The sequence below is a fragment of the Citrobacter sp. EC_71 genome, assembly GCF_019584005.1.
In the GTDB taxonomy this organism is placed as follows: Bacteria; Pseudomonadota; Gammaproteobacteria; order Enterobacterales; family Enterobacteriaceae; genus Citrobacter; species Citrobacter werkmanii.
The window spans coordinates 250,497-276,504 of record NZ_VDAY01000001.1 but is presented as its reverse complement, the minus strand read 5'-3'; the positions used below and the strand labels follow the sequence as shown (position 1 = coordinate 276,504).

24 protein-coding genes are annotated in these 26,008 nt (G+C 52.9%); 13 read left to right on the top strand and 11 right to left on the bottom strand.

The genetic code is table 11. The annotated features are described in order from the left end of the window. Window positions 1–238 precede the first annotated feature (238 nt). The 9 genes from FHD02_RS01240 to FHD02_RS01200 all read left to right on the top strand — a co-directional run bounded on the left by FHD02_RS01240 (window position 239) and on the right by FHD02_RS01200 (window position 10,445). Window positions 239–601 carry a DUF3302 domain-containing protein gene (locus tag FHD02_RS01240; protein ID WP_042311614.1) on the top strand — a complete coding sequence of 121 codons (363 nt, stop codon included), beginning with the start codon at window positions 239–241 and terminating at the stop codon, window positions 599–601. Window positions 602–603: 2 nt separating this feature from the next. Beyond that, window positions 604–1,740 carry an HlyD family secretion protein gene (locus tag FHD02_RS01235; protein WP_137397409.1) on the top strand — a complete coding sequence of 379 codons (1,137 nt, stop codon included), beginning with the start codon at window positions 604–606 and terminating at the stop codon, window positions 1,738–1,740. 70 nt (window positions 1,741–1,810) lie between these two features. Next, window positions 1,811–2,419 carry a glutathione S-transferase gene (locus FHD02_RS01230; RefSeq protein ID WP_006687581.1) on the top strand — a complete coding sequence of 203 codons (609 nt, stop codon included), beginning with the start codon at window positions 1,811–1,813 and terminating at the stop codon, window positions 2,417–2,419. Between the two features lie 98 nt (window positions 2,420–2,517). Then, window positions 2,518–3,909 carry an L-seryl-tRNA(Sec) selenium transferase gene (gene selA / locus FHD02_RS01225; RefSeq protein WP_220393470.1) on the top strand — a complete coding sequence of 464 codons (1,392 nt, stop codon included), beginning with the start codon at window positions 2,518–2,520 and terminating at the stop codon, window positions 3,907–3,909. Then, window positions 3,906–5,744 (top strand): selenocysteine-specific translation elongation factor, encoded by a 1,839-nt coding sequence (selB, locus tag FHD02_RS01220; RefSeq protein ID WP_220393469.1) that lies wholly within the window; start codon window positions 3,906–3,908, stop codon window positions 5,742–5,744. Before selA ends, selB begins: the two co-directional genes overlap by 4 nt. A gap of 127 nt (window positions 5,745–5,871) precedes the next feature. Then, on the top strand, window positions 5,872–7,017 hold the full coding sequence (yiaY, locus tag FHD02_RS01215) for an L-threonine dehydrogenase (RefSeq protein ID WP_255596957.1): 1,146 nt from the start codon (window positions 5,872–5,874) through the stop codon (window positions 7,015–7,017). Window positions 7,018–7,109: 92 nt separating this feature from the next. Further along, the gene (gene aldB, locus FHD02_RS01210; RefSeq protein WP_137361670.1) at window positions 7,110–8,648 is read left to right on the top strand and encodes an aldehyde dehydrogenase AldB; all 1,539 of its coding nucleotides are present in this window, start codon (window positions 7,110–7,112) and stop codon (window positions 8,646–8,648) included. A 331-nt stretch (window positions 8,649–8,979) separates the two neighbouring features. Then, window positions 8,980–9,303: a DUF3302 domain-containing protein gene (locus tag FHD02_RS01205; RefSeq protein ID WP_042311625.1), complete on the top strand. Its 324-nt coding sequence runs from the start codon at window positions 8,980–8,982 to the stop codon at window positions 9,301–9,303. A gap of 5 nt (window positions 9,304–9,308) precedes the next feature. After that, a complete protein-coding gene (locus tag FHD02_RS01200) occupies window positions 9,309–10,445 on the top strand; it encodes an HlyD family secretion protein (protein WP_042311628.1) in 1,137 nt (378 codons plus the stop codon). Window positions 10,446–10,461: 16 nt separating this feature from the next. Here the strand turns inward: FHD02_RS01200 and FHD02_RS01195 are convergent, their stop codons facing one another. Continuing rightward, window positions 10,462–11,412, bottom strand: coding sequence for a LysR family transcriptional regulator (locus FHD02_RS01195; RefSeq protein ID WP_220393468.1), 951 nt, complete (start codon window positions 11,410–11,412; stop codon window positions 10,462–10,464). A 121-nt stretch (window positions 11,413–11,533) separates the two neighbouring features. On the opposite strand from FHD02_RS01195, the gene FHD02_RS01190 reads away from it, so the two are divergent. After that, a complete protein-coding gene (locus tag FHD02_RS01190) occupies window positions 11,534–12,274 on the top strand; it encodes a MipA/OmpV family protein (protein WP_038635252.1) in 741 nt (246 codons plus the stop codon). Window positions 12,275–12,361: 87 nt separating this feature from the next. Here the strand turns inward: FHD02_RS01190 and FHD02_RS01185 are convergent, their stop codons facing one another. Continuing rightward, window positions 12,362–14,317, bottom strand: a complete 1,956-nt coding sequence (locus FHD02_RS01185; RefSeq protein WP_220393467.1) for a glycoside hydrolase family 127 protein — start codon at window positions 14,315–14,317, stop codon at window positions 12,362–12,364. A gap of 10 nt (window positions 14,318–14,327) precedes the next feature. Further along, complete coding sequence (locus FHD02_RS01180) at window positions 14,328–15,728, bottom strand: MFS transporter (RefSeq protein WP_137361665.1); 1,401 nt, start codon at window positions 15,726–15,728, stop codon at window positions 14,328–14,330. Window positions 15,729–15,980: 252 nt separating this feature from the next. Here FHD02_RS01180 and FHD02_RS01175 point away from each other — a divergent pair, with 252 nt between their 5' ends. Continuing rightward, entirely contained in the window at window positions 15,981–16,796 is an 816-nt protein-coding gene (locus FHD02_RS01175) for an AraC family transcriptional regulator (RefSeq protein WP_137361664.1), read from the top strand. 4 nt (window positions 16,797–16,800) lie between these two features. Here the strand turns inward: FHD02_RS01175 and araD are convergent, their stop codons facing one another. The 8 genes from araD to yiaK form a co-directional block, all read right to left on the bottom strand. After that, window positions 16,801–17,496 (bottom strand): L-ribulose-5-phosphate 4-epimerase, encoded by a 696-nt coding sequence (araD, locus tag FHD02_RS01170; RefSeq protein WP_137361663.1) that lies wholly within the window; start codon window positions 17,494–17,496, stop codon window positions 16,801–16,803. Beyond that, window positions 17,490–18,350: an L-ribulose-5-phosphate 3-epimerase gene (locus FHD02_RS01165; RefSeq protein ID WP_137361662.1), complete on the bottom strand. Its 861-nt coding sequence runs from the start codon at window positions 18,348–18,350 to the stop codon at window positions 17,490–17,492. Before FHD02_RS01165 ends, araD begins: the two co-directional genes overlap by 7 nt. Further along, window positions 18,343–19,005, bottom strand: coding sequence for a 3-keto-L-gulonate-6-phosphate decarboxylase UlaD (ulaD, locus tag FHD02_RS01160; protein WP_042311650.1), 663 nt, complete (start codon window positions 19,003–19,005; stop codon window positions 18,343–18,345). Before ulaD ends, FHD02_RS01165 begins: the two co-directional genes overlap by 8 nt. Further along, complete coding sequence (locus FHD02_RS01155; protein ID WP_137361660.1) at window positions 19,005–20,507, bottom strand: FGGY-family carbohydrate kinase; 1,503 nt, start codon at window positions 20,505–20,507, stop codon at window positions 19,005–19,007. Before FHD02_RS01155 ends, ulaD begins: the two co-directional genes overlap by 1 nt. 100 nt (window positions 20,508–20,607) lie before the next feature. Continuing rightward, complete coding sequence (locus FHD02_RS01150; protein ID WP_137349117.1) at window positions 20,608–21,927, bottom strand: MFS transporter; 1,320 nt, start codon at window positions 21,925–21,927, stop codon at window positions 20,608–20,610. A gap of 26 nt (window positions 21,928–21,953) precedes the next feature. Further along, window positions 21,954–22,886 carry a DUF4862 family protein gene (locus FHD02_RS01145; protein ID WP_042311658.1) on the bottom strand — a complete coding sequence of 311 codons (933 nt, stop codon included), beginning with the start codon at window positions 22,884–22,886 and terminating at the stop codon, window positions 21,954–21,956. 13 nt (window positions 22,887–22,899) lie between these two features. Continuing rightward, entirely contained in the window at window positions 22,900–23,364 is a 465-nt protein-coding gene (locus tag FHD02_RS01140; RefSeq protein ID WP_042311660.1) for a YhcH/YjgK/YiaL family protein, read from the bottom strand. Window positions 23,365–23,375: 11 nt separating this feature from the next. Continuing rightward, window positions 23,376–24,374: a 3-dehydro-L-gulonate 2-dehydrogenase gene (yiaK, locus tag FHD02_RS01135; RefSeq protein WP_061380938.1), complete on the bottom strand. Its 999-nt coding sequence runs from the start codon at window positions 24,372–24,374 to the stop codon at window positions 23,376–23,378. 217 nt (window positions 24,375–24,591) lie between these two features. Between yiaK and yiaJ the strand changes: the two genes are divergently transcribed. Next, window positions 24,592–25,407, top strand: coding sequence for an IclR family transcriptional regulator YiaJ (gene yiaJ / locus FHD02_RS01130; RefSeq protein ID WP_038642923.1), 816 nt, complete (start codon window positions 24,592–24,594; stop codon window positions 25,405–25,407). A 117-nt stretch (window positions 25,408–25,524) separates the two neighbouring features. Beyond that, on the top strand, window positions 25,525–25,998 hold the full coding sequence (locus FHD02_RS01125; protein ID WP_137361659.1) for a 4Fe-4S dicluster domain-containing protein: 474 nt from the start codon (window positions 25,525–25,527) through the stop codon (window positions 25,996–25,998). The last annotated feature ends 10 nt before the right edge of the window (window positions 25,999–26,008 follow it).

The window sequence follows — 26,008 nt, the reverse complement described above, 5'->3', positions numbered from 1 at the left end:
GTTGAATTTTTGTGATGTGATTCACAAAGTATTTTTGTCTGGGTTTAATCAGATGTGATCTGCGACGGGTTCTGGAGCTGACATTTTCCTTGCCAGATTAAGCAACTTAAAACCAGAAAAAATATTTTTTTTGTGGTATGGCGAAAACCGCAAACTGCAGTTATGTTCAAAACATCAGCCTGGGTGCATACGGCTGCCGGCATAAAAAAACTCTAATTAGCGTGAATTCGAGGCAGGTATGTTTCTAAATTATTTCGCGTTAGGCGTGCTGATCTTCGTTTTTCTGGTTCTGTTTTACGGAATCATCGCCATCCATGACATTCCCTATAACATCGCTAAAAAGCGCAACCATCCCCACGCCGACGCTATCCATACGGCAGGGTGGGTAAGTCTTTTTACGTTGCATGTTATTTGGCCGTTCCTGTGGATTTGGGCCACGCTCTACCAGCCCGAAAAGGGGTGGGGAATGCAGTCGCACATCACGCCGACCGGAAAGGAACCTGACCCTGAGATAGCCGTGCTGGCAGCGCGCATCGCCCAGTTGGAAAAAAAGCTGGATGGGGAAAAAAGAATCGATAACTCCACCTTTCCGGAGATTTAATCATGGATTTGTTAATTGTCCTGACTTATGTGGCATTCGCCTGGGCCATCTTTAAAATATTCCGTATTCCGGTAAATCAGTGGACGCTTGCCACCGCAGCATTAGGTGGGGTGTTTATTGTGGCGGGACTCATCTTATTAATGAACTATAACCATCCATATACCTTTACGGCGCAAAAAGCGGTTATTTCAATTCCCGTTACCCCGCAGGTCACAGGAATTGTTAGTGAGGTGACAGATAAAAATAATCAGCTGATTAAAAAAGGCGAAGTGTTATTTAAACTCGATCCTGTGCGTTATCAGGCGCGAGTTGACCGGCTACAGGCTGACCTGGTCACCGCGACTCACAATATCGACAATTTGAAAGCGCAACTGTTGGAAGCGGTCGCGAATACCACTCGCGTGTCTGCGGAACGTGACCGCCTGTATAAAGATTATCAGCGCTATTTGAAGGGTAGCCAGGCGAAGGTTAACCCGTTTTCCGAAAGTGATATCGACAACGCCCGCCAGAACTATCTGGCTCAGGATGCGCTGGTGAAAGGCTCAGTAGCGGAACAGACGCAGATTCAGAGCCAGTTAGACAGTATGGTCAACGGTGAGCAATCCCAGGTCGCCTCCCTGCGCGCCCAGCTTGCCGAAGCCAAATATAATCTTGAGCAGACCGTTGTGCGTGCGCCCAGCAACGGTTACGTGACGCAGGTGCTTATTCGCCCGGGGACTTACGCCGCCGCGTTGCCTCTGCGACCAGTTATGGTATTTATTCCTGAACAAAAACGGCTAATCGTGGCGCAATTTCGCCAGAACTCTCTGCTGCGTCTTGAGCCGGGCGATGAGGCAGAAGTGGTATTCAACGCGCTGCCAGGCCAGGTGTTTAGCGGCAAACTAACCAGTATCCTTCCCGTTGTGCCTGGAGGTTCTTATCAGGCGCAGGGGGCATTACAGTCCTTAACGGTGGTGCCGGGGACCGATGGCGTATTGGCAACCATTGAACTGGATCCGAATGCCGATGTGGAGGCGCTACCGGACGGTATCTATGCCCAGGTAGCGATCTATTCCGACCATTTCGCCCACGTGTCGGTGATGCGTAAAGTGCTACTGCGAATGACCAGCTGGATGCATTACCTTTATTTGGATCATTGAGAACGTCATCACCTGCCATTTGCGCTGTCCTGAGCCATACTGATATTTTTGTTGGCAAAAAGGACCCGGCATGAAACTCATTGGCAGCTATACCAGCCCTTTTGTGCGTAAAATTTCTATTCTGTTACTGGAAAAGGGCATCACCTTCGAATTTGTAAATGAACTCCCCTACAACGCGGATAGCGGCGTGGCGCGCTATAACCCGTTAGGAAAAGTGCCCGCGCTGGTTACTGATGAGGGTGAGTATTGGTTTGATTCTCCAATCATCGCGGAATACATAGAGCTGCTGGATATTGCGCCAGCTATGTTGCCGCGTGAACCGCTGGCGGCGCTGAAGGTACGGCAGTTGGAGGCGCTGGCAGACGGCATTATGGATGCCGGTTTAGTCTCGGTACGCGAACAGGCTCGCCCCGCCGCACAGCAGTCAGAAACTGAGTTGTTACGCCAGCGGGAGAAGATCACACGCAGTCTGGATGTGCTGGAAGGCTATCTGGCGGACGGTACGCTGAAAACGGATACGGTTAACCTGGCCACCATTGCGATTGCCTGCGCTGTCGGCTATCTCAATTTCCGTCGGGTCGCGCCCGGCTGGTGTGTGGACCGCCCGCGTCTGGTCAAACTGGTGGAAACGCTCTTTCAGCGCGAAAGTTTTGCCCGTACGGAACCGCCAAAGGCTTGATACACGTTATGTCCGCCTGAGCAAAGTCACGATACAATCCTTCCTATATCGATATCCCTCTCCACGGTGGAGAGGGCCACCAACAGCCAGGCCCTTTCATGACAACCGACATGCGTTCACTCTACAGCCAGCTTCCTGCTATCGATCGTTTATTGCGCGATAGCGCTTTCTCAGCCTTACGTGAATTCCACGGTCATACCCGGGTAGTTGACCTGCTGCGTCATATGCTCGACGAAGCCAGAGAAGCCATTCGCGACGCCCACGCGCTCCCGGCATGGTGTGAGGACTGGGCGCAAGAAGCCAGAGCCAGGCTGGAAAGAGAATCGCAAAGCGCGCTGCGTCCAGTGATTAACCTGACCGGAACGGTGCTGCATACTAACCTGGGTCGTGCGTTGCAGGCCGAGGAAGCCATCGATGCGGTGGTGCAGGCGATGCGCACGCCGGTGACGCTGGAATACAGCCTGGATGATGCCGGGCGCGGACATCGGGATCGGGCATTGGCGGATTTACTCTGTCGCCTGACGGGGGCCGAAGACGCTTGTATCGTGAATAACAATGCGGCAGCGGTTCTGCTGATGCTGGCCGCCACGGCTAACGGCAAAGAGGTGGTCGTTTCGCGCGGTGAGCTGGTGGAAATTGGCGGCGCGTTTCGTATTCCTGATGTGATGTGTCAGGCCGGATGTATGCTGCGCGAAGTGGGGACCACCAACCGGACCCACGCGAAAGATTACCGTCAGGCGGTGAATGAAAATACCGGCCTGCTGATGAAGGTGCACACCAGTAATTACAGCATCGAAGGCTTTACGAAGTCGGTGGATGAGGCTGAGCTGGCCGCCATTGGCCGGGAGTTGGATGTTCCGGTGGTGGCGGATCTCGGCAGCGGTTCACTGGTCGATCTCAGTCAGTATGGTTTGCCGCAGGAGCCGATGCCGCAGCAACTGATTGCCGCAGGCGTGAGTCTGGTGAGCTTCTCTGGCGACAAACTGCTGGGGGGGCCGCAGGCCGGAATTATCGTTGGTAAAAAAGAGATGATCGCTCGCCTACAGAGCCATCCGCTGAAACGTGCGTTACGGGCAGATAAAATGACGCTGGCGGCGCTGGAAGCAACGCTGCGACTGTATTTGCACCCGGAAGCGTTGGCGGCGAAGTTGCCGACGTTACGCCAGCTCACCCGCTCGCAAGAGGCGATCCACACGCAGGCACAACAATTACAGGCACGGCTCGCTGCGCATTACAGCGACGAGTTTGCTTTGAATGTGATGCCTTGCCTGTCGCAAATTGGTAGCGGTTCGTTACCTGTCGACAGGTTACCCAGCGCGGCATTGACCTTTACCCCATATGACGGGCGCGGTAGTCGCCTCGACGCGCTGGCCGCCCGCTGGCGTGCGTTGCCCGTGCCGATCATTGGGCGAATTTATGATGGCCGCATGTGGCTGGATCTGCGCTGCCTTGAAGACGAGACCCGGTTTATGGAGATGATGCTGAAATGATTATTGCAACCGCCGGACACGTTGACCACGGAAAAACAACGTTATTACAGGCAATTACGGGCGTGAATGCCGACCGTCTGCCGGAGGAAAAAAAGCGTGGTATGACCATCGATCTCGGCTATGCCTACTGGCCGCAGCCGGATGGGCAGGTGTTGGGGTTTATTGATGTTCCCGGACACGAAAAGTTTTTGTCCAACATGCTGGCGGGTGTAGGCGGTATCGACCACGCGCTGCTGGTCGTCGCCTGTGATGACGGCGTGATGGCGCAAACGCGTGAACATTTGCAAATTCTGCAACTGACGGGCAATCCGCAAATCACCGTGGCGCTCACAAAAGCCGATCGCGTGGATGAGGAACGCATCAATACGGTGCGTGAAGAGGTACACACCACGCTGGAAAACTATGGTTTTGCCGATGCGGCTCTGTTTGTGACTGCCGCCAGTGAAGGCCGTGGGATCGAAGAACTGCGTGACCATTTATTGCAATTAACCTCGCGCGAGCATGCCCGCGATCACAGCTTCCGCCTGGCGATTGACCGTGCTTTTACGGTCAAGGGCGCAGGGCTGGTGGTGACCGGGACGGCGCTCAGCGGTGAAGTGAATGTCGGGGATACGCTGTGGCTGACGGGCGTCAACAAGCCAATGCGCGTACGTAGCCTGCATGCGCAAAACCAGGCCACTGAGCATGCTCATGCCGGGCAGCGTATTGCGCTGAATATTGCCGGTGATGCGCAAAAAGAAGAGCTTAACCGCGGCGACTGGCTGCTTTCCGATGTCCCGCCAGAGGCTTTTAACCGCGTGATTGTCTCTTTAGAACATGCCGCGCCGCTGACGCAGTGGCAACCGCTGCATATTCACCACGCGGCCAGCCATGTCACCGGGCGCATCTCACTGCTTGAAGGAACGCTGGCGGAACTGGTGTTTGATACACCGTTATGGCTTGCCGATAACGACCGCCTGGTGCTGCGCGATATTTCTGCCCGCACGACGCTGGCTGGCGCACGCGTCGTCACGCTCAACCCACCGCGCCGCGGAAAGCGTAAACCGGAATATCTGCAGTGGCTGTCGGCGCTCGAAAATGCACGCAGCGACGGCGACGCCCTGGCGCTGCATCTGACGCGTGGGGCGGTGAATATTCCTGACTTTGCCTGGGCGCGCCAGCTCAACGGCAATGGGATGCGCCCGTTGATTGAGCAACATGGTTTTATTCAGGCGGGGTACAGCCTGTTGAATGCGCCCGTTGCCGCGCGCTGGCAGCGAAAAGTCCTCGATACGCTGGCGACCTATCACGAACAGCACCGTGATGAGCCAGGGCCAGGGCGCGAACGCCTGCGTCGTATGGCGTTGCCGATGGAAGATGAAGCGCTGGTATTGCTGCTGATTGAAAAGATGCGCGAGAGCGGCGCTATCCATAGCCATCACGGTTGGCTGCATTTGCCGGATCACAAGGCGGGTTTCAGCGATGAACAGCAGGCTATCTGGCAAAAAGCAGAACCGCTTTTTGGCGATGAGCCGTGGTGGGTGCGCGACCTGGCAAAACAAACGGGAACGGATGAGCAAATGATGCGCGTGGTGTTACGACAAGCGGCGCAGCAAGGCATTATTACTGCGATCGTGAAAGATCGTTATTACCGTAACGATCGGATTGTGGCCTTCGCCAACATGATCCGCGAACTGGATCAGGAGAAAGGATCGACCTGCGCCGCCGATTTTCGCGACAGGCTTAATGTGGGGCGTAAATTAGCTATCCAGATTCTGGAATATTTTGACCGGATTGGTTTTACGCGTCGTCGCGGGAATGATCATTTATTACGCGACAAAACACTATTTACGTGAATAACAATAATAAATAATTATATTTACCTTATGTTTTATATAGTAAGGTAAATATAATTATAAAAATGCTCTACTGTTTATTTTGGCTGTGTAATATATTACTGGTTTTTAAAATAAGGATATAAACATGGCCATTTTCTATATTCCATCTGTGAATATTATTGGTATGAATACCTTAGCAGATGCGCTGGAAACAATGGTAGGTTTTAATTTTAAAAAAGCGTTAATCGTTTGCGGGAAAACATTAAGTAAACAAGGGGTTGTTGATCACATTTGTGAAGAGTTAAGTAATAAAGGTATTGCCAGCGTTGTATACAATGGTTCTTGTCCTAACCCCGGAGTTAAGAATGTAAATGCTGGACTGGAAATATTACGCGAAAACCAGTGTGACTGCGTTATATCAATAGGCGGAGGTTCCCCGCATGACTGTGCAAAAGGGATTGCGCTGGTAGCGACCAATGGCGGAGATATTAGGGATTACGAGGGGATTGATCGTTCATCCCGGCCACAATTGCCATTGATTGCAATTAATACAACTGCGGGCACGGCATCAGAAATGACACGCTTTAGCATCATTACCGATGAAGAACGCCATATTAAAATGGCGATTGTCGACAAGCACGTCACTCCGCTGCTGTCGGTCAATGACTCCTCGCTGATGGTCGGTATGCCGAAGTCTCTGACGGCGGCCACCGGTATGGATGCGCTGACCCACGCTATCGAAGCCTACGTTTCTATTGCTGCGACCCCGATTACCGATGCGTGTGCACTGAAAGCGGTCACCATGATTGCGGAAAACTTGCCGGTTGCCGTTGAAGATGGCAGCAATGCTCAGGCGCGTGAAGCCATGGCTTATGCACAGTTCCTTGCAGGTATGGCATTTAACAACGCCTCTTTGGGTTACGTGCACGCCATGGCGCACCAGTTGGGTGGCTTCTACGATCTGCCACACGGTGTATGTAACGCCGTGCTGCTGCCGCATGTGCAGGTTTTCAACAGCAAAGTTGCTGCCGTTCGTCTGCGTGATTGCGCGACTGCGATGGGCGTTAACGTTGCTGGACTGAGTGCAGAGCAAGGGGCGGAAGCCTGTATCGCGGCGATCCGTGAACTGGCGCAGAAAGTGAATATTCCGGCTGGTCTGCGTGAGCTGAACGTGAAGGAAGAAGATTTTGCCGTTCTGGCGACCAATGCCCTGAAAGATGCCTGTGGTTTCACTAACCCGATTCAGGCGACACATGAAGAAATCATGGCGATTTATCGTGCTGCGATGTAATTCGTGATACCTGTCGTAAAGCAGTAAAAGGCTGGCGAATTATTCGCCAGCCCCGTCTACCCTTGTAGTACCCCTACAGCAAGGAGACGGTCATGACCAATAACCCCCCTTCAACGCGTATTTATCCCGGCGAGTATGGTTACCCTCTGAAGTTAAAAGCCCGATACGATAACTTTATCGGCGGTGACTGGGTCGCGCCGGTGGACGGCGAGTATTACCAAAATCTGACGCCGGTCACCGGGCAATTGCTGTGCGAAGTGGCCTCTTCCGGTAAGAAGGATATCGATCTGGCATTGGATGCCGCGCACAATATAAAAGATAAATGGGCGCAGACATCCGTGCAGGACAGAGCGGCGATTCTGTTCAAAATCGCCGATCGTATGGAACAAAACCTGGAGCTGCTGGCGACGGCAGAAACCTGGGATAACGGTAAGCCCATCCGTGAAACCAGCGCGGCAGACGTGCCGCTGGCGATTGACCATTTCCGCTATTTCGCCTCCTGTATTCGTGCGCAGGAAGGGGGGATCAGCGAGGTTGATAGTGAGACCGTGGCTTATCATTTCCATGAGCCTCTTGGCGTGGTCGGGCAAATTATCCCGTGGAACTTCCCGCTGCTAATGGCCAGTTGGAAGATGGCGCCCGCGCTGGCGGCGGGTAACTGCGTGGTGCTTAAACCCGCGCGCCTGACGCCGCTGTCTGTGCTGCTGCTGATGGAAGTCATCGGCGATCTGCTCCCGCCTGGTGTCGTGAACGTGGTAAACGGCGCGGGTGGGGAAATCGGTGAGTATCTGGCGACGTCTAAACGTATTGCGAAAGTGGCGTTTACCGGCTCAACGGAAGTCGGCCAGCAGATCATGCAGTACGCCACGCAGAACATTATCCCTGTCACGCTGGAGCTGGGTGGGAAATCTCCCAATATCTTCTTTGCAGACGTGATGGATGAAGAAGATGCGTTCTTTGACAAAGCGCTGGAAGGTTTTGCGCTGTTTGCTTTCAACCAGGGCGAAGTGTGTACCTGTCCGAGTCGTGCCCTGGTGCAGGAATCCATTTACGAACGTTTTATGGAAAGAGCCATTCGCCGGGTGGAGAGTATTCGTAGCGGCAACCCGTTAGACAGCGTGACGCAAATGGGCGCGCAGGTTTCACATGGTCAACTGGAAACCATTCTGAATTACATCGATATTGGTAAGAAAGAAGGGGCGGATATCCTGACCGGTGGACGGCGCAAGCAGCTGGATGGTGAGTTAAAGGAGGGGTACTACCTCGAACCGACCATTCTGTTTGGCAAGAACAATATGCGGGTTTTCCAGGAGGAGATCTTCGGCCCTGTACTGGCTGTTACGACCTTTAAAACCATGGACGAAGCGCTGGAAATTGCCAATGACACCCAATATGGACTTGGCGCTGGCGTCTGGAGCCGTAACGGAAATCTCGCGTACAAGATGGGCCGCGGGATTCAGGCGGGGCGTGTCTGGACCAACTGCTACCATGCTTATCCGGCACATGCGGCGTTCGGCGGCTATAAGCAGTCGGGCATTGGGCGCGAGACACACAAAATGATGCTTGAGCATTATCAACAAACCAAATGCCTGCTGGTGAGCTACTCGGATAAACCGCTGGGGCTGTTTTAATATCCCGTCACTTACTGCCCGGTCGCATTTAGCGTACCGGGCATCAAGTTATGTCCTGCAGCTTAAAGTATGAAAAATATACCCTATGGATTTCGTGTTGCTTCGAGGCGGTAAGAGAGGGAATCCCCAGGAGCTTACTCCGGTAAGTGACTGGGGTGAACGTACGCAGCCAACAAAGAAGCAGTTCGAAAGACGACGGGTATATAGAAAGTCATATATCGTTATATAAATAACCCCATTGCATCCAATCTGGTCATTCCACTACTATTATCAACTCTATTTTTTAAATAAATAGCAGCCAAGTTCTTTAATTTAAATCCCTGAGGCAAATATGTTCCTTGATTATTTTGCATTAGGAGTGCTTATTTTTGTATTCCTGGTCATTTTTTACGGGATTATTATTCTGCATGATATTCCCTATCTCATTGCAAAGAAACGTAACCATCCTCATGCCGACGCTATACATGTTGCGGGCTGGGTTAGCTTGTTTACCTTACATGTTATTTGGCCCTTTTTATGGATCTGGGCAACGCTTTATCGCCCGGAGCGCGGGTGGGGTATGCAGAGCGCGGATTCTTCCCTGATCCAGCTTCAGGCGCGGGTTGCCGATCTGGAAAAGAAACTGGGTGAGGTTAAGACCTCTCCGGCGGAGTAATATCGATGGATTTACTGATTGTTCTGACCTATGTGGCATGCGCATGGTCGATATTTAAAATTTTTAAAATTCCTGTAAATAAATGGACGGTACCCACTGCGGCATTGGGTGGTATTTTCATTGTTTGCGGACTTATATTACTGATGAATTATAACCATCCGTATACCTTTAAGGCGCAAAAAGCGGTAATTTCTATTCCCGTGGTGCCGCAGGTCACGGGTGTTGTAACGGAAGTGACGGATAAGAAGAATACGCTGATCAAAAAAGGCGAAGTTCTGTTTAAACTTAATCCAGGACGTTATCAGGCGCGGGTTGATCGTCTGAAAGCCGACATTGTCACCGCTCAGCATAAAGAGCAGGCACTGGTTGCGCAGCTAGACGAAATGAAAGCTAATACGCAGCGGGCAAAGGCGACGCGTGACAAGCTGGCAAAAGATTACCAGCGCTATGCGCAGGGGAGTCAGGCGAAGGTCAACCCTTTTTCTGAACGCGATATCGATGCGGCTCGTCAAAACTATCTGGCGCAGGAAGCATCGGTGAAATCGTCTATTGCGGAGCAACAGCAAATCCAGAGCCAGTTAGACAGCCTGGTACTGGGTGAAAATTCGCAAATTGCCAGCCTGAAGGCACAACTCGCCGAAGCGGAGTTTAACCTTGACCAGACCGTGGTTCGTGCGCCCAGCGATGGTTACGTTACGCAGGTGCTGATGCGCCCCGGAACCTATGCCGCCGCGCTGCCTATGCGTCCGGTGATGGTGTTTATCCCGGAACAGAAACGGCAAATTATCGCCCAGTTCCGTCAAAACTCGCTGCTGCGACTGGAGCCAGGCGATGAAGCAGAAGTGGTGTTTAACGCCCTGCCGGGGAAGGTATTTAGCGGCAAACTGGCTGCTATCAGCCCGGCTGTACCGGGTGGTACATACCAGTCGAACGGGGCGTTGCAATCATTAAACTCTACGCCCGGTTCAGAAGGGGTGATCGCCACGATTGAACTGAACGACAATGCGGACGTGAGCGCGTTACCTGATGGGATTTACGCCCAGGTCGCCGTTTACTCTGACCACTTCGAACATGTGTCAATCATGCGCAAAGTCTTGTTGCGGATGACCAGCTGGGTGCATTACCTGTATCTCGACCACTAGGTGCAGGCTATTTTGCTTACTCAGACAGCTGTAGCGTCTGAGTAAGCTGCTGACGTATCTCCGCTAACATTGCGTCGAGAATAAACTGTACACGCCAGGGCTGATATTCACGCTTGCGGAAAATCGCCACCAAATCCAGCCACCATTCGTGCTGTTCGGAGAAACAGGGAACCAACAATCCGGACTGAACATCTTTTTGTATACTCGCATAGGGCGCAAAAACAATGCCCAGATGATTACGCGCCAGCGCCAGCGCGGATTGTGTATTGTCACAGACGTAGTTTCCGGTTACCCGATAATCATGCATTTCCTTGCCGCCCGCGGCGCTGAAGCGCCAGATATTGGCCTCATCAATCATCATCGAATCGATTAAAATACAGGAATGATTCTCCAGCTCATCAGGGCTGTTAATGGGATGCTGTTTGATATATTCAGGGCTGGCAAACGCCATCACTGCATATTTAGTAATAAAGCTGGCGACCAGTGATTCATCTTTAGGATGCGCATAGGTAATTAAAACGTCACAATCATCCGGGAAGTCTACACCTTCATAAAATGCTTTCCGTTCAAGATTGCAGGTTTTCAGCGAGAGAGTAATACCACCGATATCCTGAATTTTTGCAATAACATGTTGCGATAAGTAAGCAATAATTCCGGTTGGTGCATATACCGTTACCTTGCCACGTTTTTCATGCTTATAATCAGCGATGAAACTATTTAGCTGATCGTTTCTGTCCAGCATGTCATTGATGTAAGGTAGCAGCGCTACACCAAAGGGCGTCAGGGTCAACTGTCGGGTGGTGCGATCAAATACCTTTAGCCCAACTTTTGATTCAAAATCAGCAAGATACTTGCTGACATTAGCCTGTGCGATGCCGAGAACCGTAGCGGCATGACTGATGTTTTCACTGGCAGCAATTACCGAAATAATCTTCAGTTCCCGGTGTTTGAGTTGTAATTTGTTCATCGCCAAACCCAATATATATATGTTTGTATATATTACTATATAAATATGGAAGTTGCATCGATGAAATTGTAAGCATTATTATGCACCCGCTTTGTGGCTTATTTTAAAATGGAATGTTGGCATGTTAATTAAACGCAATATTGTGGCGCTGTTCGCCTTTTCTTTTATGGCGAGTGCAACTGCCGCAGAGTTTTCTATTGGCGGTGGCGCTGTATATAATGAATCTCCTTATCGTGGATATAATGATAATGTTCATGCAGTACCGCTTATCAGTTATGAAAGTGAATCATTTTATTTTAGGCAAACAACGTTAGGCTATATTCTTTCAAAAAGTGAAAGTAATGAATTTAGCATTACCGCTTCTTACATGCCGCTTGAGTTTGATCCCGGTGATAACGACGATCATGCGATGAAGCAGCTGGACAAGCGTGATGCAACCGCCATGGCGGGTGCCGCATGGTATCACCATGAAAAATGGGGCAGTGTGAAGGTCTCTGCCGCAGCGGATGTGCTGGATAACAGCAATGGCTGGGTGGCGGAAATGTCTATGTTCCGCCAAATGCCAATGGGCAAGCTGACGCTGACGCCGGCGATTGGCGTGCTCTACTATGACGAAAACTTCAACGAATATTACTACGGCATCTCTGGCAATGAATCCCGCCGTAGTGGGTTATCAAGCTACTCCCCAGGGGACAGCTGGACACCGTATGTTGGCCTGTCCGCTAAATATGCGTTGACCAGCAACCTGACGCTGCTGGCCAGCGCCAACTATAGCGTGCTGCCGGATGACATTAAAAATAGCCCGATGGTTGATCGCGATGACAGCTTTACCTTGATGTCCGGTCTGACCTGGCGTTTCTGATTCTCACCCGTTTGTCCTCAGGGAGGAGGGCAATCTTTTCATGATGCCTTGACGGATGGGGCTAACTGCCGCCATCCGTCGTCATCGTTACTGCTCGTTTATCCAGATTCGCATTTCGCCTTCACCACGGTTTGCCCAGCTAAACCACGGAATGAACGTCAGCGTATGCGCCTGACGCGAAGCTGGTGAAACATCGTAGTGCCACAACGCTTGTTGTGCCGCATTGTGGGTACTTTGCTTCACGCCTTCCGCCTGAATTAACATCTTATGGCTGAACAGTCCCTTACCCTCAAAGACCCTGAACTCACTCTCTTTTGGCAGCCACAAGTTATGCAATTCTTCGCCGTTGTCGGCCTGCTCCAGGCAATACACCAGTGGCCCGCGCTGAATGGCGACCTTACCGGCAACATGGCGCACCAGTGGGTTTCCGTATACGCGACGCACGGGCATCGGCAGGGTCAGGCTTAGCGTATCCCCCTCCTGCCAGGTTCGGCTGATGTGCAAATAGCCTTTACGTACATCTTGTGCAACCGGTTGACCATTCAGCAAAATCTGCGGCGCGGTACACCAGTCCGGCAGGCGTAACGCCAGGGTATGATCGACCGGTAGCGGTGATTCAATGGCGATTGTTACCTGCTCATGCCACGGGTAATTTCCGTTAATGCGCAGTTTAAGCACGCCGTCTGCCACAGGAACTTCCATGCTATTGCCCACATACATATTGATATACAGTGCGTCCTGACGTGGCGTATAGATGTAATGGCCAATAGAAGTGAGTACGCGGGCGATATTGGGCGGGCAGCAGGCGCAGCCAAACCAGCGCTGGCGAACGGGCTTCACATGGTCGTAAATATGATTGAATTTTAAAGATTTAGGATGCACCTCCAGCGGGTTAACGTAGAAGAAGTGCTTCCCGTCCAGCGCCATGCCGCCAAGTACGGTGTTATACAGGGCGCGCTCCATCACGTCGGCATACTGGCTGTCGGCTTCCATTTCCAGCATCCGGCGGGCGAACATCATTAGCCCGATTGAGGCGCAGCTTTCGGCATAGACGGAATCGTTGGGCAGATCGTAATCGCTGCTAAACGCTTCGCCGCTGCTTTGCGAACCGATCCCGCCGGTAATATACAACTGACGCTGGGCCATATTGTTCCACAGACGCAAACAATCCTGACGCTTGCTTTCGTCCTGACTTAAGCGTGCCAGATGCGCCACGCCGGTCATCAGATAAACAAAACGTACGGCATGACCGATGGCTGTTTGCTGCTCAGAAACAGGCTGGTGTGCCTGACTATAAGGCTTATCTTTCACCATCCACGCCGGACCGTAGGTGTGCCAGTAAGACGTTTGGCCGCGTTTTTCGTACTCTTCGTCATAAAAATGAGGTTGCGCACCGCGTTGCTCAACAAAGTAATTTACCAGCGCCATATAGCGTGGTTGCTGAGTGACTTCGTACAAACGCATTAATGCCAGCTCGATTTCCGGGTGTCCGGGGTAGCCGCGCAGTTGATTCTTTCCCAGCCCAAAAACGCTGTCGATATGATCTGCCAGGCGGCACACCACCTCTAACAGACGACGTTTCCCCGTCGCCTGGTAGAAAGCGACGCCCGCTTCAATCAAATGACCCGCACAGTACAACTCATGACACTCAGCGAGATTAGTCCAGCGTTCATCCGGGGCTTTGACCGTAAAATACGTATTGAGATAGCCATCTTCACACTGCGCGGCGGCGATCAGTTCAATAACTTCATCGGCAGTTTTCTCAAGCTCCGCATCGGGCTTCTGGCACAGCGACCAGGCGACGGCTTCCAGCCATTTCGCCACGTCGCTGTCCTGAAAAACCATCCCGTAAAACTCACCTTGCTGAAGGCCTGCGGCGATGCGGAAATTCTCGATCGCATGGCTTGGCTCCGCTTCTGTAATGCGGTCATTGAGCGCATCCCACTGGTAGGGGATCACCACGTCACGCACCAACTGCTGATATTGTCCGAGAAACGGATCGCTGACCGTGAGCTTGTGCAGGTCGACTTCCAGTACATTCATTTCGTGCTCCTTAAGGCTGTACATGACGTTGACGCAGATCGGTAGCAATGCGCGACATCATCGGGTTATTGAGTTTGCAGATGCGGACAGACAGCGCCAGCAGCAGGTGGAACAGTGCGGGCAGCAGCGTCTCCATGGCAGTAATCCCTTGCAGCGAACTGGCGGTTTGATTACCGGCGCCGGGCTGATAGGCGACAAAAATAAACAACAGGCTGATAATCCCCGCACTGGAGGCCCAGGCCAGTTTGATGAAGAACAGGTTGAAGGCGAAGTTCATCCCGGAGGAACGAACACCGGTTTTCCACTCGCCATAATCATCGGCGAAGGCCATCAGCGAAAAGTGCAGCGGCAGCGTGAAGCCCAGGATAATGCCGTTACCGAGGATAATCGCCAGCCACAATGTCTGATAAGCCGGGCCGGTTGGCAGGAACCACATCAGCACCGCCAGCGCCGCCAACATCAGGTTGGTGTAGTAATAGAGTTTGACGGTATCAATGCGTCGGGTCAGCGGGCTGACGAGCACTGAACCGATGATAGAGGCAAAGGTTACCATGGTGAAAAACAGCGACGTGTAAGCGGTGCTGCCTTCCAGCACATAGGTAATGAAATACATATATCCGCCGCCGCGAATATTGAAGACGTTGATCAGCAGGAACGACATCACCAACATCAGCAGTAACTGGTCATTTTTGCGCAGGCCGCCAATATGCTCGCGCAGGGTAAATTTCCCCATCATCGCCAGCGGCACACGTTCACGCACCCAGAAGAAACAGCACAGGAACATGACCACCGCGATGGCGCACAGGACGCCGACACCGAACTGGTAACCCTGCGCGGCATTGCCCTGGCCCAGCACATCCACCATCCACGGCAGGCCGACGGAGACGAGAAAACCCGCCACGCCGCATAGCACAAAGCGCCAGGACTGGCAGGCGATCACCTCATTATGGCGGGTGGTCATGGTGTTAATCAGCGCACAGTACGGTACGTTGATGGCGGTATAGCCGACGGAGAGCAACAGATAGGTGCCGAATGCCCAGGCGATTTTTACGCCCATGCTGGCGTCTGGGACGGTAAAGGTCAGCACGCCGATAATGCCAATCGGAACCGCGACCCACAGCTGCCAGGGGCGAAAGCGTCCCCAGCGGCTTTGCGTCCGATCGGCGAGAACGCCCATGATGGGGTCGGAAATCGCATCAAACACGCGCAGGGCAATAAACAATGTGCCGACCAGCGCGGGTGTTAACCCGAAGACATCCGTGTAGAAGAACGTCAGGAAGTTCATGATCAGGCAGGTAATCACCGTCCCGCCTGCATCGCCTAACCCATACCCTATTTTTTCACGCAGGGATAATTTGTCGTCTTGCGCACGCTGTGCCAAATCAGATGTCGTAATCGGAGCCGAAGTCATAAATAACTCCTGGAAGTGATATTCGGAATGTATCCCGCAACTCTGCGGATTATTTGGATGTAATTTGCAAAATACATGATTAATTTTGCACGTTATGTTTGGGTCAACAAGGGAAGAGAAAAGTATAAAAAGGTGACAATTCCGACTTCATTGGGAAAATGTGATTTCGATCCGGCGAAAAGCAATTTTATCGTGAATAATCAAATGCAAAGGTCGGTTTAATTAATGCAAAAAGCGGGAATTTGAATATATATGCTCGAATTGTCCATGTCTCTGCCGGTTAAAGTGCAAAACGGCGGATTATTTATTTCACGCGGTATCGGTAGCCATCCTGCGCGGCAATTGCAATCCTGGGAAATAATCTTTGTCGAAAAAGGGACATTAACGATTCGCGAAGGCCATACTGTTTTTTGCGTGAATGCCGGAGAAAGTTTGCTGCTGTGGCCGCATCGCTTACATATTGGCGTCGGGCAATTTCCGCCCGATTTAAAATTTTACTGGCTGCACTTTGAGTTAACGTCAGGAAACGATGCTTCATCAACAGAACCGTTACTTGCGATTCCTCAGCATACCAGGGTGAGCGAGCCGCAATATATTATTTCGCTGTTTCGCCAGTTTTTACGCGAGCAGGAAAACATTCATCGCAGCATGGCGCTGGAACTGATCCTGTTGCTGATTTTGCAGCAAATATCCGCGGCCGCCGGTGAGCAACCTGTTGATAGCCCTGGGAATGCGCTGGCATGGAAAGCGCAGCAAATAATCCACACTCAGTTCCACCTGCCGATTGGCGCTTCAACGCTGGCGAGAGAACTGCATTGCAATGCCGACTATCTGGGACGTGTTTTCCGCGGCGCTTTTCGGCTGACACTCACCGAAGCGTTGCATCGTCAACGGGTGAGGGCGGCAGAAAAACTGTTAATCAGCGATTCGCTGTCGCTCACTGAAGTGGCGAGGAGATGTGGATTTAACGACGTGGGCTATTTTCGCAAAATCTTCCGCAAGCATACCAGCCTGACCCCAGCGGCCTGGAAACGGCGCTATTGTAAGGAACATATCAATAGCGCCTGACCCGTTACTGCCCGTAATAGGCATTCGCGCCGTGTTTACGCAGATAGTGTTTATCCAGTAATTCAGGCTGCATATCCGGTAACTGTGGGGCCAACTGGCGTGAGAACAGCCCCATATAGGCGCACTCCTCTAGTACTACGGCGTTATGCACAGCATCCGCGGCGTTTTTACCCCAGGCGAACGGGCCGTGTGAATGCACCAGTACCACCGGAACCTGCATCGGGTTCAGGTCCCGTTGCTCAAACGTTTTAATGATCACTTCGCCGGTCTGGTATTCATATTCACCGTTGATCTCTTCTACGGTCATCAGTCGGGTACATGGGATCGTGCCGTAAAAGTAGTCGGCATGCGTGGTGCCCCATGCCGGGAGATCAAGACCCGCCTGCGACCAGATTGTCGCGTGGCGTGAGTGCGTGTGCACAATGCCGCCGATCTCAGGGTAACGGCGATACAGCGCCAGATGAGTTGGCGTGTCGGAAGAGGGTTTTTTACTGCCTTCAACCACGTTGCCGCTGGCGATATCCACCACCACCATATCATCGGCGGTCATCACGTCATATTCCACGCCGGATGGCTTGATCACCATCAGCTTGCGTGTTTCATCTACTGCGCTGACGTTACCCCAGGTAAAGGTGACTAAACCATGTGCCGGCAGCGCCAGATTCGCCGCCAGTACCTCGGCTTTCAGTTGTTCTAACATGGGAAACCTCCTTCCTGCATACGGTCTTCTATCCAGCGTCGGGCCTGGATAATTTCCAGCACCGGTTCTTTTGCTTTTTCCGTCCACATTTCAATCAGAAACGATCCGCGATAGTTCAGTTGATGCAGCGTTTTGAAGATGCCCACAAAGTCCACGCATCCTTCGCCAAAGGGGACATCGCGAAACTGGCCCGGATGAGTTTCGGTTACCGGCAGCGTATCTTTCAGATGGATCGCGGCGATACGGTCGATGCCCAACGTCAATTCAGCCGTAACGTCGTTACCCCAGGCGCTGAGGTTGCCCACGTCCGGGTAGACGGTGAACCATGGCGATGAGAGCATGTCATCCCACTTTTTCCACTTGCTGATCGAGTTCATAAAGGCGGTATCCATGATTTCTACCGCCAGCATCACCTGCGCGGCGGCGGCTTGCTCGACTGCCCATGCCAGCCCTTCGGCAAAGCGCTGCTGTGTACCTTCGTCATGTTCTTCGTAATAGACGTCGTAACCGGCCAGTTGAATTGTGCGAATACCTAAATCCCGGGCCAGGCGGATGGCTTTGGTCATGATGTCGCGTGCCCGGGCGCGGACGGCTTCATCGCGACTGCCAAAGGGAAAACGGCGGTGGGCCGACAGACACATAGAAGGAATGGCCACGCCGGTTTCCAGCATCGCGCTCACCAGCGATGCGCGCTGGGCAGGAGTCCAGTCAAGGCGCGACAGACGTTCATCGGTTTCATCTACCGACATTTCAACGAAATCAAAACCGCAGCTTTTCGCCAGCACCAACCGCTCCGGCCAGGAGAGGTCTTTGGCCAGCGCTTTTTCATAGATACCTAACGGATGATTACGCATATTTTGCTCCCCAGATGGCGTCGATTTGCGCATGGAATTCGGCGGCCACCTGCGCCGGGTTTTGTGCTCCCGCCAGCGCGCGTCCGGCGATAAAGGCTTTGACGTTGATGTCGCGAAACAGCGGCAGGTCGGCGGGCGTAATTCCACCGGTAATCGACAGCTCCAGACCGATATCAGAAAGCGCCTTCATCCGCGCCAGATCCGCTTCCCCCCACAGTTGACCGCTGGCCTGCGCATCGCGTCCACGATGGTAAATCGCCTGGCGAACGCCGACGCGATACCAGTCGCGGGCATCATCCAGGGTCCAGTTGCCGAACAGTTCCATCTGAATTTCGCCGCCGCAGGACTGCGCGACGCCATGGCCTTTTTCCACCGTAGCGAGCGGCGCGGCGCAGATGATGGTCATCCAGTTGGCGCCTGCGTCAAACGCCTGCTGTGCGAGGGTTTCGCCCGCATCGGCCACCTTCCAGTCGGCGACGATGATTTTATTCGGGCACTGTGCTCGCAGCGCTTTCACGGCGGAAAGGCCTTCGGTTAAGCAGAGAATCGTGCCTGCCTCAACGATATCGACACTTTCCTGTAGCAGCGCGACATCGCGTTGGGCCGCTTGCAGATTCGTGTGGTCAAGCGCCAGTTGCAGTAATGGTCGACTCATTATTCGTGCTCCTTAATACGGGCGTGATAGCCCTGCAGTGCGGTAATTAAATTCTGGTATTGGCGGTATTTGCGCTGATAGTTCGCATGCGCCGCGGCGTCCGGCAACAGGGTGCGTACCGGGTGCTGTAAGCTGCGCTGGGCATCGCTGAAATTGTGATAAACACCAGTGCCTACGCGGGCGGCGAGCGCTGCGCCAAAGCATCCGGTCTCTTCAACCTGCGGCAGTTCGATACGTAAACCGCTGACGTCTGCCAGCATTTGCATCCAAATGTCGGAGTGTGCCGGACCTCCGGTAACGCGCAGGGTATGCGCCTTGGTAAAGCGCTCACGCATACGGTTGAGGTGGGTCATATGGCTGAAAACCACGCCTTCGTAGATGGCCTGTAACAAGTGGGCACGGGTGTGTATAGCCTGCATGCCATAAAAACCGCTGGTCATCTCCAGCCCGGCGTTACTGCCATACAAAAAAGGCAGGAATAAAAGATCGCTACTGGCTTTTGGCAAGCTGGCAACGGCCTGGTTGATCTCATCGAAAGAGAGTTCGCCCCACTGGGCGGTAAACCACTCCAGATTGCCGGAAGAGGTCGGGCTGGCTTCGTGAACGATGTACTGCCCGTCATTGACATAGCGGCCATAGACGTAAGGATGCGCTTCGTGGTTGCGCAGGCCGTGAGCGATCCCGCTGGTGACGGCCCAGGTTCCCATTACCGCGTTGAGGGTGTGTTCATCTTCGATCCCGGCGCAGAGTGCGGTGGAAACCACATCAAACAGACCGCCGACGACGGGAGTACCCGCCGCCAGACCGGTTATGGCGGCTGTTTGAGCGGTGATTTCCCCGCATATTTCTGCTGAACCGACAATGGGCGGTAGCGCATTGTCGACTTCACTGATGCCTAGCCACTGGGTCAGACGCGGGTCGTACTGACCTGTCGTCATGTTGTAGAGGTTGGACTCGGAGATGTTGCTCTCTTCGCAGCCTTTCACGCCGGTTAAGCACCAGCGCAGGTAGTCATGGCCCATCATGACGCAGCCGATTTGCGCGTAGCGTTGCGGTTCATTTTCTTTCACCCAGCGCAGGAGGGATGCGGGATGTCCGGTCCATAATGTCTGGCGGGTGATCGGGTAGAGCTGCTCGGGGATCCCATCCTGCTGCCAGCGCTGAACGATGTCCATCGCACGTCGATCGGAAGAAAGAATGGCATTGCCCAGCGGCTTATCCTGTTTATCGAGAAGGAACAGTCCCTTGCCCTGAGCGGAAATACCGATGCCTTTGATTTGTTCACCGAATACGCCAGTGCGCTTCAACAGCCCGGCAATTGTGGCAACACACTGTTGCCACAATTGGTGCATATCGCGTTCGGCGTAACCCGGTAATGGCGATACGGTCTGCAACGATTGCCGGTTAATTCCATGCTCATGACCTTTGGCATCATACAAACCGGCTTTCAGATAGGTACCGCCACAATCGATCCCCAGCCAAAAGGTCTCTCTATCACTCATCTTTGTTATCTCATTTTTGCCGGATGGCGCTGCGCGTATCCGGCCTTGGGTATTTATTGATTTTGTAGGCCCGGTAAGCGCAGCGCCCCCGGGCATGGTTTTACGCCGTGCGTTTATGTGGGTTCAGTGTTTTGAGCGGCGCGGAACCCGCGTCACATTTCGCTGGCAGCAGCAGCGCCATCAGCGCGGCCAGAGCCAGTGAGACAGCCAGGCAGTAAACGCCTGCATCTTTGCTGTACAGGGTGATAAGTACGCCGACCGCGTAAGGGCCGCAGAAACCGCCGAGGTTACCCAACGCATTGATGACCCCACGTGCGCCACCGGCCATTTCCGCGCTGAACAAACGCGCCGGAATAGTCCAGAACACGCCTGCAGCCGATTGCAGGAAGAATCCGCAGCCAACCAGCGCGGCATAAGCCAGCCAGACGTTATTTTTCAGGGCTACAGAGAGGAACATGCACAGGGCAAAGCCAATCAGCGGCAGGCAGACGAACAGCTTGCGTTTGCCGGTCCGGTCAGAGAGGGAAGAGAACAGGAACATCCCGGCAATCGCGCCGACGTACGGCAGAATAGCGAGCATGCCAACTTGCCCCATGCTGCTGTGGGTCAACTCTTTGAGGATGGTCGGCAGCCACAGGGTGTAACCGTAAATCCCGGTCTGATAGAAGAAGTTCAGCGCGATAAGTTGCCACATGGTTTTGTCGGACAGCACCGCGCCCAGAGAGGCATTTTTGACCTCTGTTCCGGCAATCGCTTTTTGCTCGGCGGCCAGGGTTTCTACCAAGTAATTTTTCTCCGCCTCAGAGATCCAGCGCGCTTCCTGCGGACGGTCGTAAACGGTATAGGCCCACAGCACCAGAACGACGACGGAGAGTAAACCTTCAATGATGAACAGCCAGCGCCAGTCGAGTACGGTGATTATCCAGCCTGAGAGCGGGGCGGTAATGATCCCGGCAATAGGCACGAACATAATCACAATCGCATTGGCGCGACCGCGTTCGGCGTCGGGGAACCAGTTACTGATCATCGTCAGCACCACCGGCAGCATGCCGCCTTCGGCCACGCCGAGTAAGAAACGCAAAACCAGCAGTTGATACTGATTAGTGATCAATCCCGTCAGAACGGAAATAACCGCCCAGGCAACCAGCGACCAGCCGATAAATTTCTTGCCGCTGCCGTGTACGGCAATTTTTCCGCCGGGAACCTGTAAAAACAGATAACCGATGAAGAAAATTCCCCCGGCCAGACCGGCCATGGTGGCGGAAATACCTAATTCTTCATCCATACCGCCGGGCATCGCAAATGCGATATTAACGCGGTCCATATAAGAGATAATACAAGCGATCAGAATTGGGGGAATAATCCGCAGCCAGCGCTGACGGGGTATATCTTTGAGTGTAGGGCGAGAGGTCATGTTCATATTAATATTCTCGTAGGGTCGTATTTTTATAGTTTTGCTTTGTTTAATGCAGCGATGCCGTCGCGTAATATCGCTACGCGATGGTTCACATCTGCATTGGCATTTATTTCCAGCAATTTAATACCGGCAAACTGCAATGGATCGCTTCCTGCGCAGGCGAATAATTCGCGGGCATGGTCCGTGGTCATCAGGCTCTGCGGACAGAAAGGGGCAAATGGTGCGTGAAGGTCCTGCCACTCGCCGTATTCTCCTGTCAGCGTCGTGCCGGAGAACATCAGCGCGCCCAGTTTCCCGGCCCGTTTGGCCTGCTGCGTGTGGGCCAGCGGTAGGGCGAGGTCCTGCCCTTCAATCGCCGATCGCGCCCAGTTAATACACACGCTGATGTCGTAACCGGCGATCGCGTCCAGTACGTTTTCTAACGGCAAAAATCCTTTGCGTGGTGCGGGGCCAGTCATAGCATCGCAATGTTCCAGTACCAGATCGCAGGACCAGTCCCAACGGGTAATTTCCTGGAGCGAACGGGCAAACGCGTCGGTGGCCTGAGCGACATTTGGGTTGCTTGCCAGTGGAGCGGCATGAAGTTCAAGGGCGATTATTTTCCCGGCACTGGCCGCATTAATATGGTTGATTTTCTGGTGCAGATGGCGGTAATACGCCACACAGGCCTGACGCTGCTCTTCGTTGCTGGAGGCCAGCCCAAAACCGCTATTGTTACCACGACGACGCATGGTCTCCATAATCGCTGTGACCACGATTTGCCACTCGCCTGGCGTATGGCGCAATAACCACTCGTCACCTAACGGATGCAGATGCTCAAGGCAGGGCTGCTCCAGTCCGCGAATATCCGGGGTATCGGAGAGTTGACGCCAGAAGTCCTTCTCTTCCTCTTCACTCTTTTGGTGAAATGAGGGTGCACAAGGGTACGCACCGATAATATAACCGGTAGTGTTAGCTTTCATTTTTGTGCTCCTTTTATAAAACTGAAATAGCAACCTTCACGACTATTTTGCGGATCGGCGTGGCGACAGTTTTATGACATGCTGGACGATGAACATCCTGCGGGAAAAATATGGCGTAACTTCCCGGAATCATTTCAATAAAAGATTCATGTTCGCTGGCGTGATAAAAAATAATATCGCGCTGTTCTAATAACGATTCGCTGATTTGGTTATTTCCGGTATCAATGGCGATACCGATTTTTTCTTCACCCCAGGCTAAAAACTGAATATCCAGATAGCGGCGATGTACTTCAGGGCGATTTTCGGCAGCGTCACGCGTGGTTAAATCGATAATTTGCGCGAAGATATTTTTACCGTCTATCTCCACCACGCCCGGCTCCAGTTTGCGGAAATCCGTGGTGCGCAGGAAATCGAGCGCCCTTTCAATCGCTGCGGGCAAACGACACGGATTAGGCTGAGCAATATGTCCAAAGATCATGGTGTTGCTCCTTACAGCGACTGAATTTTTGCCCAGACGCTGTCATCAATGGTGATACCGTTACGGCGATTTTCTTCCAGTAGCTTTGTAAACTCGTGGCCTGGCAGACGAACAGGCGTGTTTTCATCCGCGCGTTCGGCGGTGGTGATGAAATCCATAATCCGCTGTAGTTTGGCATCGCGCGTGGCGCCATCGATCAGCTTATCCACTTCAATGGCGATGAAAATCTGCGAAACGCCATATTCGTCGCTGTTATCCTGAGTGACCTCCGCAACGGAAGAGCCGTCAGAAAGCAGGGTGGCAATCATATCCAGCACAATCGACAGACCTGAACCTTTCCAGTAACCCATTGGCAGAATGCGACGATTTTTTTCGATAATGCCAGGCTCTTTGGTGAGATTGCCTTCATCGTCAAAGCCACCGTCTACCGGCAGTTCGCGACCGGCCAGGCGATTCACTTCCAGCATGCCGTAGGAGAACATCGACATCGACATATCAACCATGGTGATTGGCGTGGAGGGGATGGCGACAATCAGCGGGTTAGTACCAATGCGGCACTCCTTCGAACCCCACGGCGGCATGACGGCAATTGAGTTGGTCCAGCAGATACCAATGTACCCTTTCTCCGCGGCCTGCCAGCCATAGCTGCCGCCACGCATCCAGTGGTTGGCGTTACGCAGCGCCACCAGACCAATACCGTGATCGGAGGCCAGCTCAATGGCCCGGTCCATCATCTTTTTCGCCGTCAGGTTGCCGATCGAACGCTGGGCATCCCATTGCTCAATCGCCCCCAGGCTGGTGATGCGCTGTGGTTTGGCTTCAGGAATGATGTCGCCGTTATCCAGTTGCTGAATGAAGCGGGGAAAACGGTTGACGCCATGCGAATAGACGCCGGATTCGGTGGTGCGCGCGAACATTTCTGCACAGGCATCGGCGGTTTCAACGGCGATACCGCGTGCCAGCAGTACCCGATTGAACGCATCTTTTAACTGTTCAAAGGTGACTTTCATTCCTGTTTCCTTGTTTAAATTTGATCGCTTTTTTATCTCTAAATTTCACTATGCGAAATCTGATTTCAAATATAGCGATCAAAATTTAACAGATCAACGGGGTGGCCTGTTTTTTAAAATCTGCAAAATCAAATAGTTGTGTTTTTTTGGTTCAGATCGTGAACTGAAACACACTTTGCGCTACCATCAGAGCGCGACGAAAAGGGGAGCGGAAAAAATGGGCACAAAAGAGAGTGAAATGACGCAAGACAAAGAGAGGCCAGCCGGAAGTCAGAGCCTGTTCCGTGGTTTGATGTTGATTGAGATCCTGAGCAACTATCCGAATGGGTGCCCGCTGGCCCACCTGTCTGAACTGGCGGGGCTGAACAAAAGTACCGTGCATCGACTCCTGCAAGGATTGCAGTCCTGCGGCTATGTCACACCCGCACCCGCTGCGGGCAGCTATCGGCTGACCACTAAATTTATCGCCGTTGGGCAGAAGGCGCTGTCGTCACTGAATATCATCCATGTCGCCGCGCCGCACCTTGAAGCGCTGAATATTGCCACCGGCGAAACCATCAACTTCTCCAGCCGTGAAGATGACCACGCTATTTTGATTTATAAGCTCGAGCCGACAACGGGCATGCTGCGTACCCGCGCCTATATCGGCCAGCATATGCCGCTGTACTGCTCCGCGATGGGCAAAATCTATATGGCGTTTGGGCATGCGGATTACGTGGCGTCCTACTGGGAGAGCCATCAGGATCTGATTCAGCCTCTGACCCGCAATACCATTACCGGTTTACCGGCGATGTATGACGAACTGGCGCAAATCCGCGAAAGCAGTATGGCGATGGATCGAGAAGAGAACGAGCTGGGGGTTTCCTGTATTGCCGTGCCGGTGTTTGATATTCACGGTCGGGTGCCGTATTCGGTGTCGATTTCACTTTCTACCTCACGTCTGAAGCAGGTAGGGGAAAAGAATTTACTTAAGCCGCTGCGCGAAACCGCTCAGGCAATTTCCAATGAGCTGGGCTTTACCGTTCGCGATTAGGCGCATGCCTGGCGTCGTTCAGTCACCTGACAAAATTTAACCGTTCCCCCTGTCCGATCAAGGCAGCAGGGAGTCTCTCTCTGGCAATCTGTGGTTTTCACTCTGACGGAGGGGGCAATGAACGAGTTTATTATGGCGGATGCGGCAAAATGTATTGGGTGTCGTACCTGCGAAGTTGCCTGCGTTGTCGCACATCAGGAAAATCAGGATTGCGCATCGGTCTCCTCCGCGGCGTTTATCCCGCGGATTCGGGTGATTAAAGACGATGCCTTTACGACGGCAGTAGCCTGTCATCAGTGCGAAGATGCTCCCTGCGCTAATGTGTGTCCAACGCACGCTATTCGTCGTGAACATGGACATATCTTCGTTGAACAGGCGCAGTGTATTGGCTGTAAAAGCTGCATGATCGCATGTCCGTTTGGGGCGATGAATGTTGTCGCACGAACGGCACGGGCGCAGGCGATAAAATGTGATTTGTGCTGGCATCGCGAGGCGGGACCTGCATGTGTAGAAGCCTGCCCGACCAATGCCTTGCAGTGTATTGATGCTGTCAGTATGCAGCGACAGCGTCTGCGTTCACAGCCGCTGTGAAGCGATCCCG

Excerpts from the sequence above, each read along its gene's own strand:
- FHD02_RS01240 (WP_042311614.1), top strand. The coding sequence starts at position 239 with ATGTTTCTAAATTATTTCGCGTTAGGCGTGCTGATCTTCGTTTTTCTG.
- FHD02_RS01235 (WP_137397409.1), top strand. The coding sequence starts at position 604 with ATGGATTTGTTAATTGTCCTGACTTATGTGGCATTCGCCTGGGCCATC.
- FHD02_RS01230 (WP_006687581.1), top strand. The coding sequence starts at position 1,811 with ATGAAACTCATTGGCAGCTATACCAGCCCTTTTGTGCGTAAAATTTCT.
- selA (WP_220393470.1), top strand. The coding sequence starts at position 2,518 with ATGACAACCGACATGCGTTCACTCTACAGCCAGCTTCCTGCTATCGAT.
- selB (WP_220393469.1), top strand. The coding sequence starts at position 3,906 with ATGATTATTGCAACCGCCGGACACGTTGACCACGGAAAAACAACGTTA.
- yiaY (WP_255596957.1), top strand. The coding sequence starts at position 5,872 with ATGGCCATTTTCTATATTCCATCTGTGAATATTATTGGTATGAATACC.
- aldB (WP_137361670.1), top strand. The coding sequence starts at position 7,110 with ATGACCAATAACCCCCCTTCAACGCGTATTTATCCCGGCGAGTATGGT.
- FHD02_RS01205 (WP_042311625.1), top strand. The coding sequence starts at position 8,980 with ATGTTCCTTGATTATTTTGCATTAGGAGTGCTTATTTTTGTATTCCTG.
- FHD02_RS01200 (WP_042311628.1), top strand. The coding sequence starts at position 9,309 with ATGGATTTACTGATTGTTCTGACCTATGTGGCATGCGCATGGTCGATA.
- FHD02_RS01195 (WP_220393468.1), bottom strand. The coding sequence starts at position 11,412 with ATGAACAAATTACAACTCAAACACCGGGAACTGAAGATTATTTCGGTA.
- FHD02_RS01190 (WP_038635252.1), top strand. The coding sequence starts at position 11,534 with ATGTTAATTAAACGCAATATTGTGGCGCTGTTCGCCTTTTCTTTTATG.
- FHD02_RS01185 (WP_220393467.1), bottom strand. The coding sequence starts at position 14,317 with ATGAATGTACTGGAAGTCGACCTGCACAAGCTCACGGTCAGCGATCCG.
- FHD02_RS01180 (WP_137361665.1), bottom strand. The coding sequence starts at position 15,728 with ATGACTTCGGCTCCGATTACGACATCTGATTTGGCACAGCGTGCGCAA.
- FHD02_RS01175 (WP_137361664.1), top strand. The coding sequence starts at position 15,981 with ATGCTCGAATTGTCCATGTCTCTGCCGGTTAAAGTGCAAAACGGCGGA.
- araD (WP_137361663.1), bottom strand. The coding sequence starts at position 17,496 with ATGTTAGAACAACTGAAAGCCGAGGTACTGGCGGCGAATCTGGCGCTG.
- FHD02_RS01165 (WP_137361662.1), bottom strand. The coding sequence starts at position 18,350 with ATGCGTAATCATCCGTTAGGTATCTATGAAAAAGCGCTGGCCAAAGAC.
- ulaD (WP_042311650.1), bottom strand. The coding sequence starts at position 19,005 with ATGAGTCGACCATTACTGCAACTGGCGCTTGACCACACGAATCTGCAA.
- FHD02_RS01155 (WP_137361660.1), bottom strand. The coding sequence starts at position 20,507 with ATGAGTGATAGAGAGACCTTTTGGCTGGGGATCGATTGTGGCGGTACC.
- FHD02_RS01150 (WP_137349117.1), bottom strand. The coding sequence starts at position 21,927 with ATGAACATGACCTCTCGCCCTACACTCAAAGATATACCCCGTCAGCGC.
- FHD02_RS01145 (WP_042311658.1), bottom strand. The coding sequence starts at position 22,886 with ATGAAAGCTAACACTACCGGTTATATTATCGGTGCGTACCCTTGTGCA.
- FHD02_RS01140 (WP_042311660.1), bottom strand. The coding sequence starts at position 23,364 with ATGATCTTTGGACATATTGCTCAGCCTAATCCGTGTCGTTTGCCCGCA.
- yiaK (WP_061380938.1), bottom strand. The coding sequence starts at position 24,374 with ATGAAAGTCACCTTTGAACAGTTAAAAGATGCGTTCAATCGGGTACTG.
- yiaJ (WP_038642923.1), top strand. The coding sequence starts at position 24,592 with ATGGGCACAAAAGAGAGTGAAATGACGCAAGACAAAGAGAGGCCAGCC.
- FHD02_RS01125 (WP_137361659.1), top strand. The coding sequence starts at position 25,525 with ATGAACGAGTTTATTATGGCGGATGCGGCAAAATGTATTGGGTGTCGT.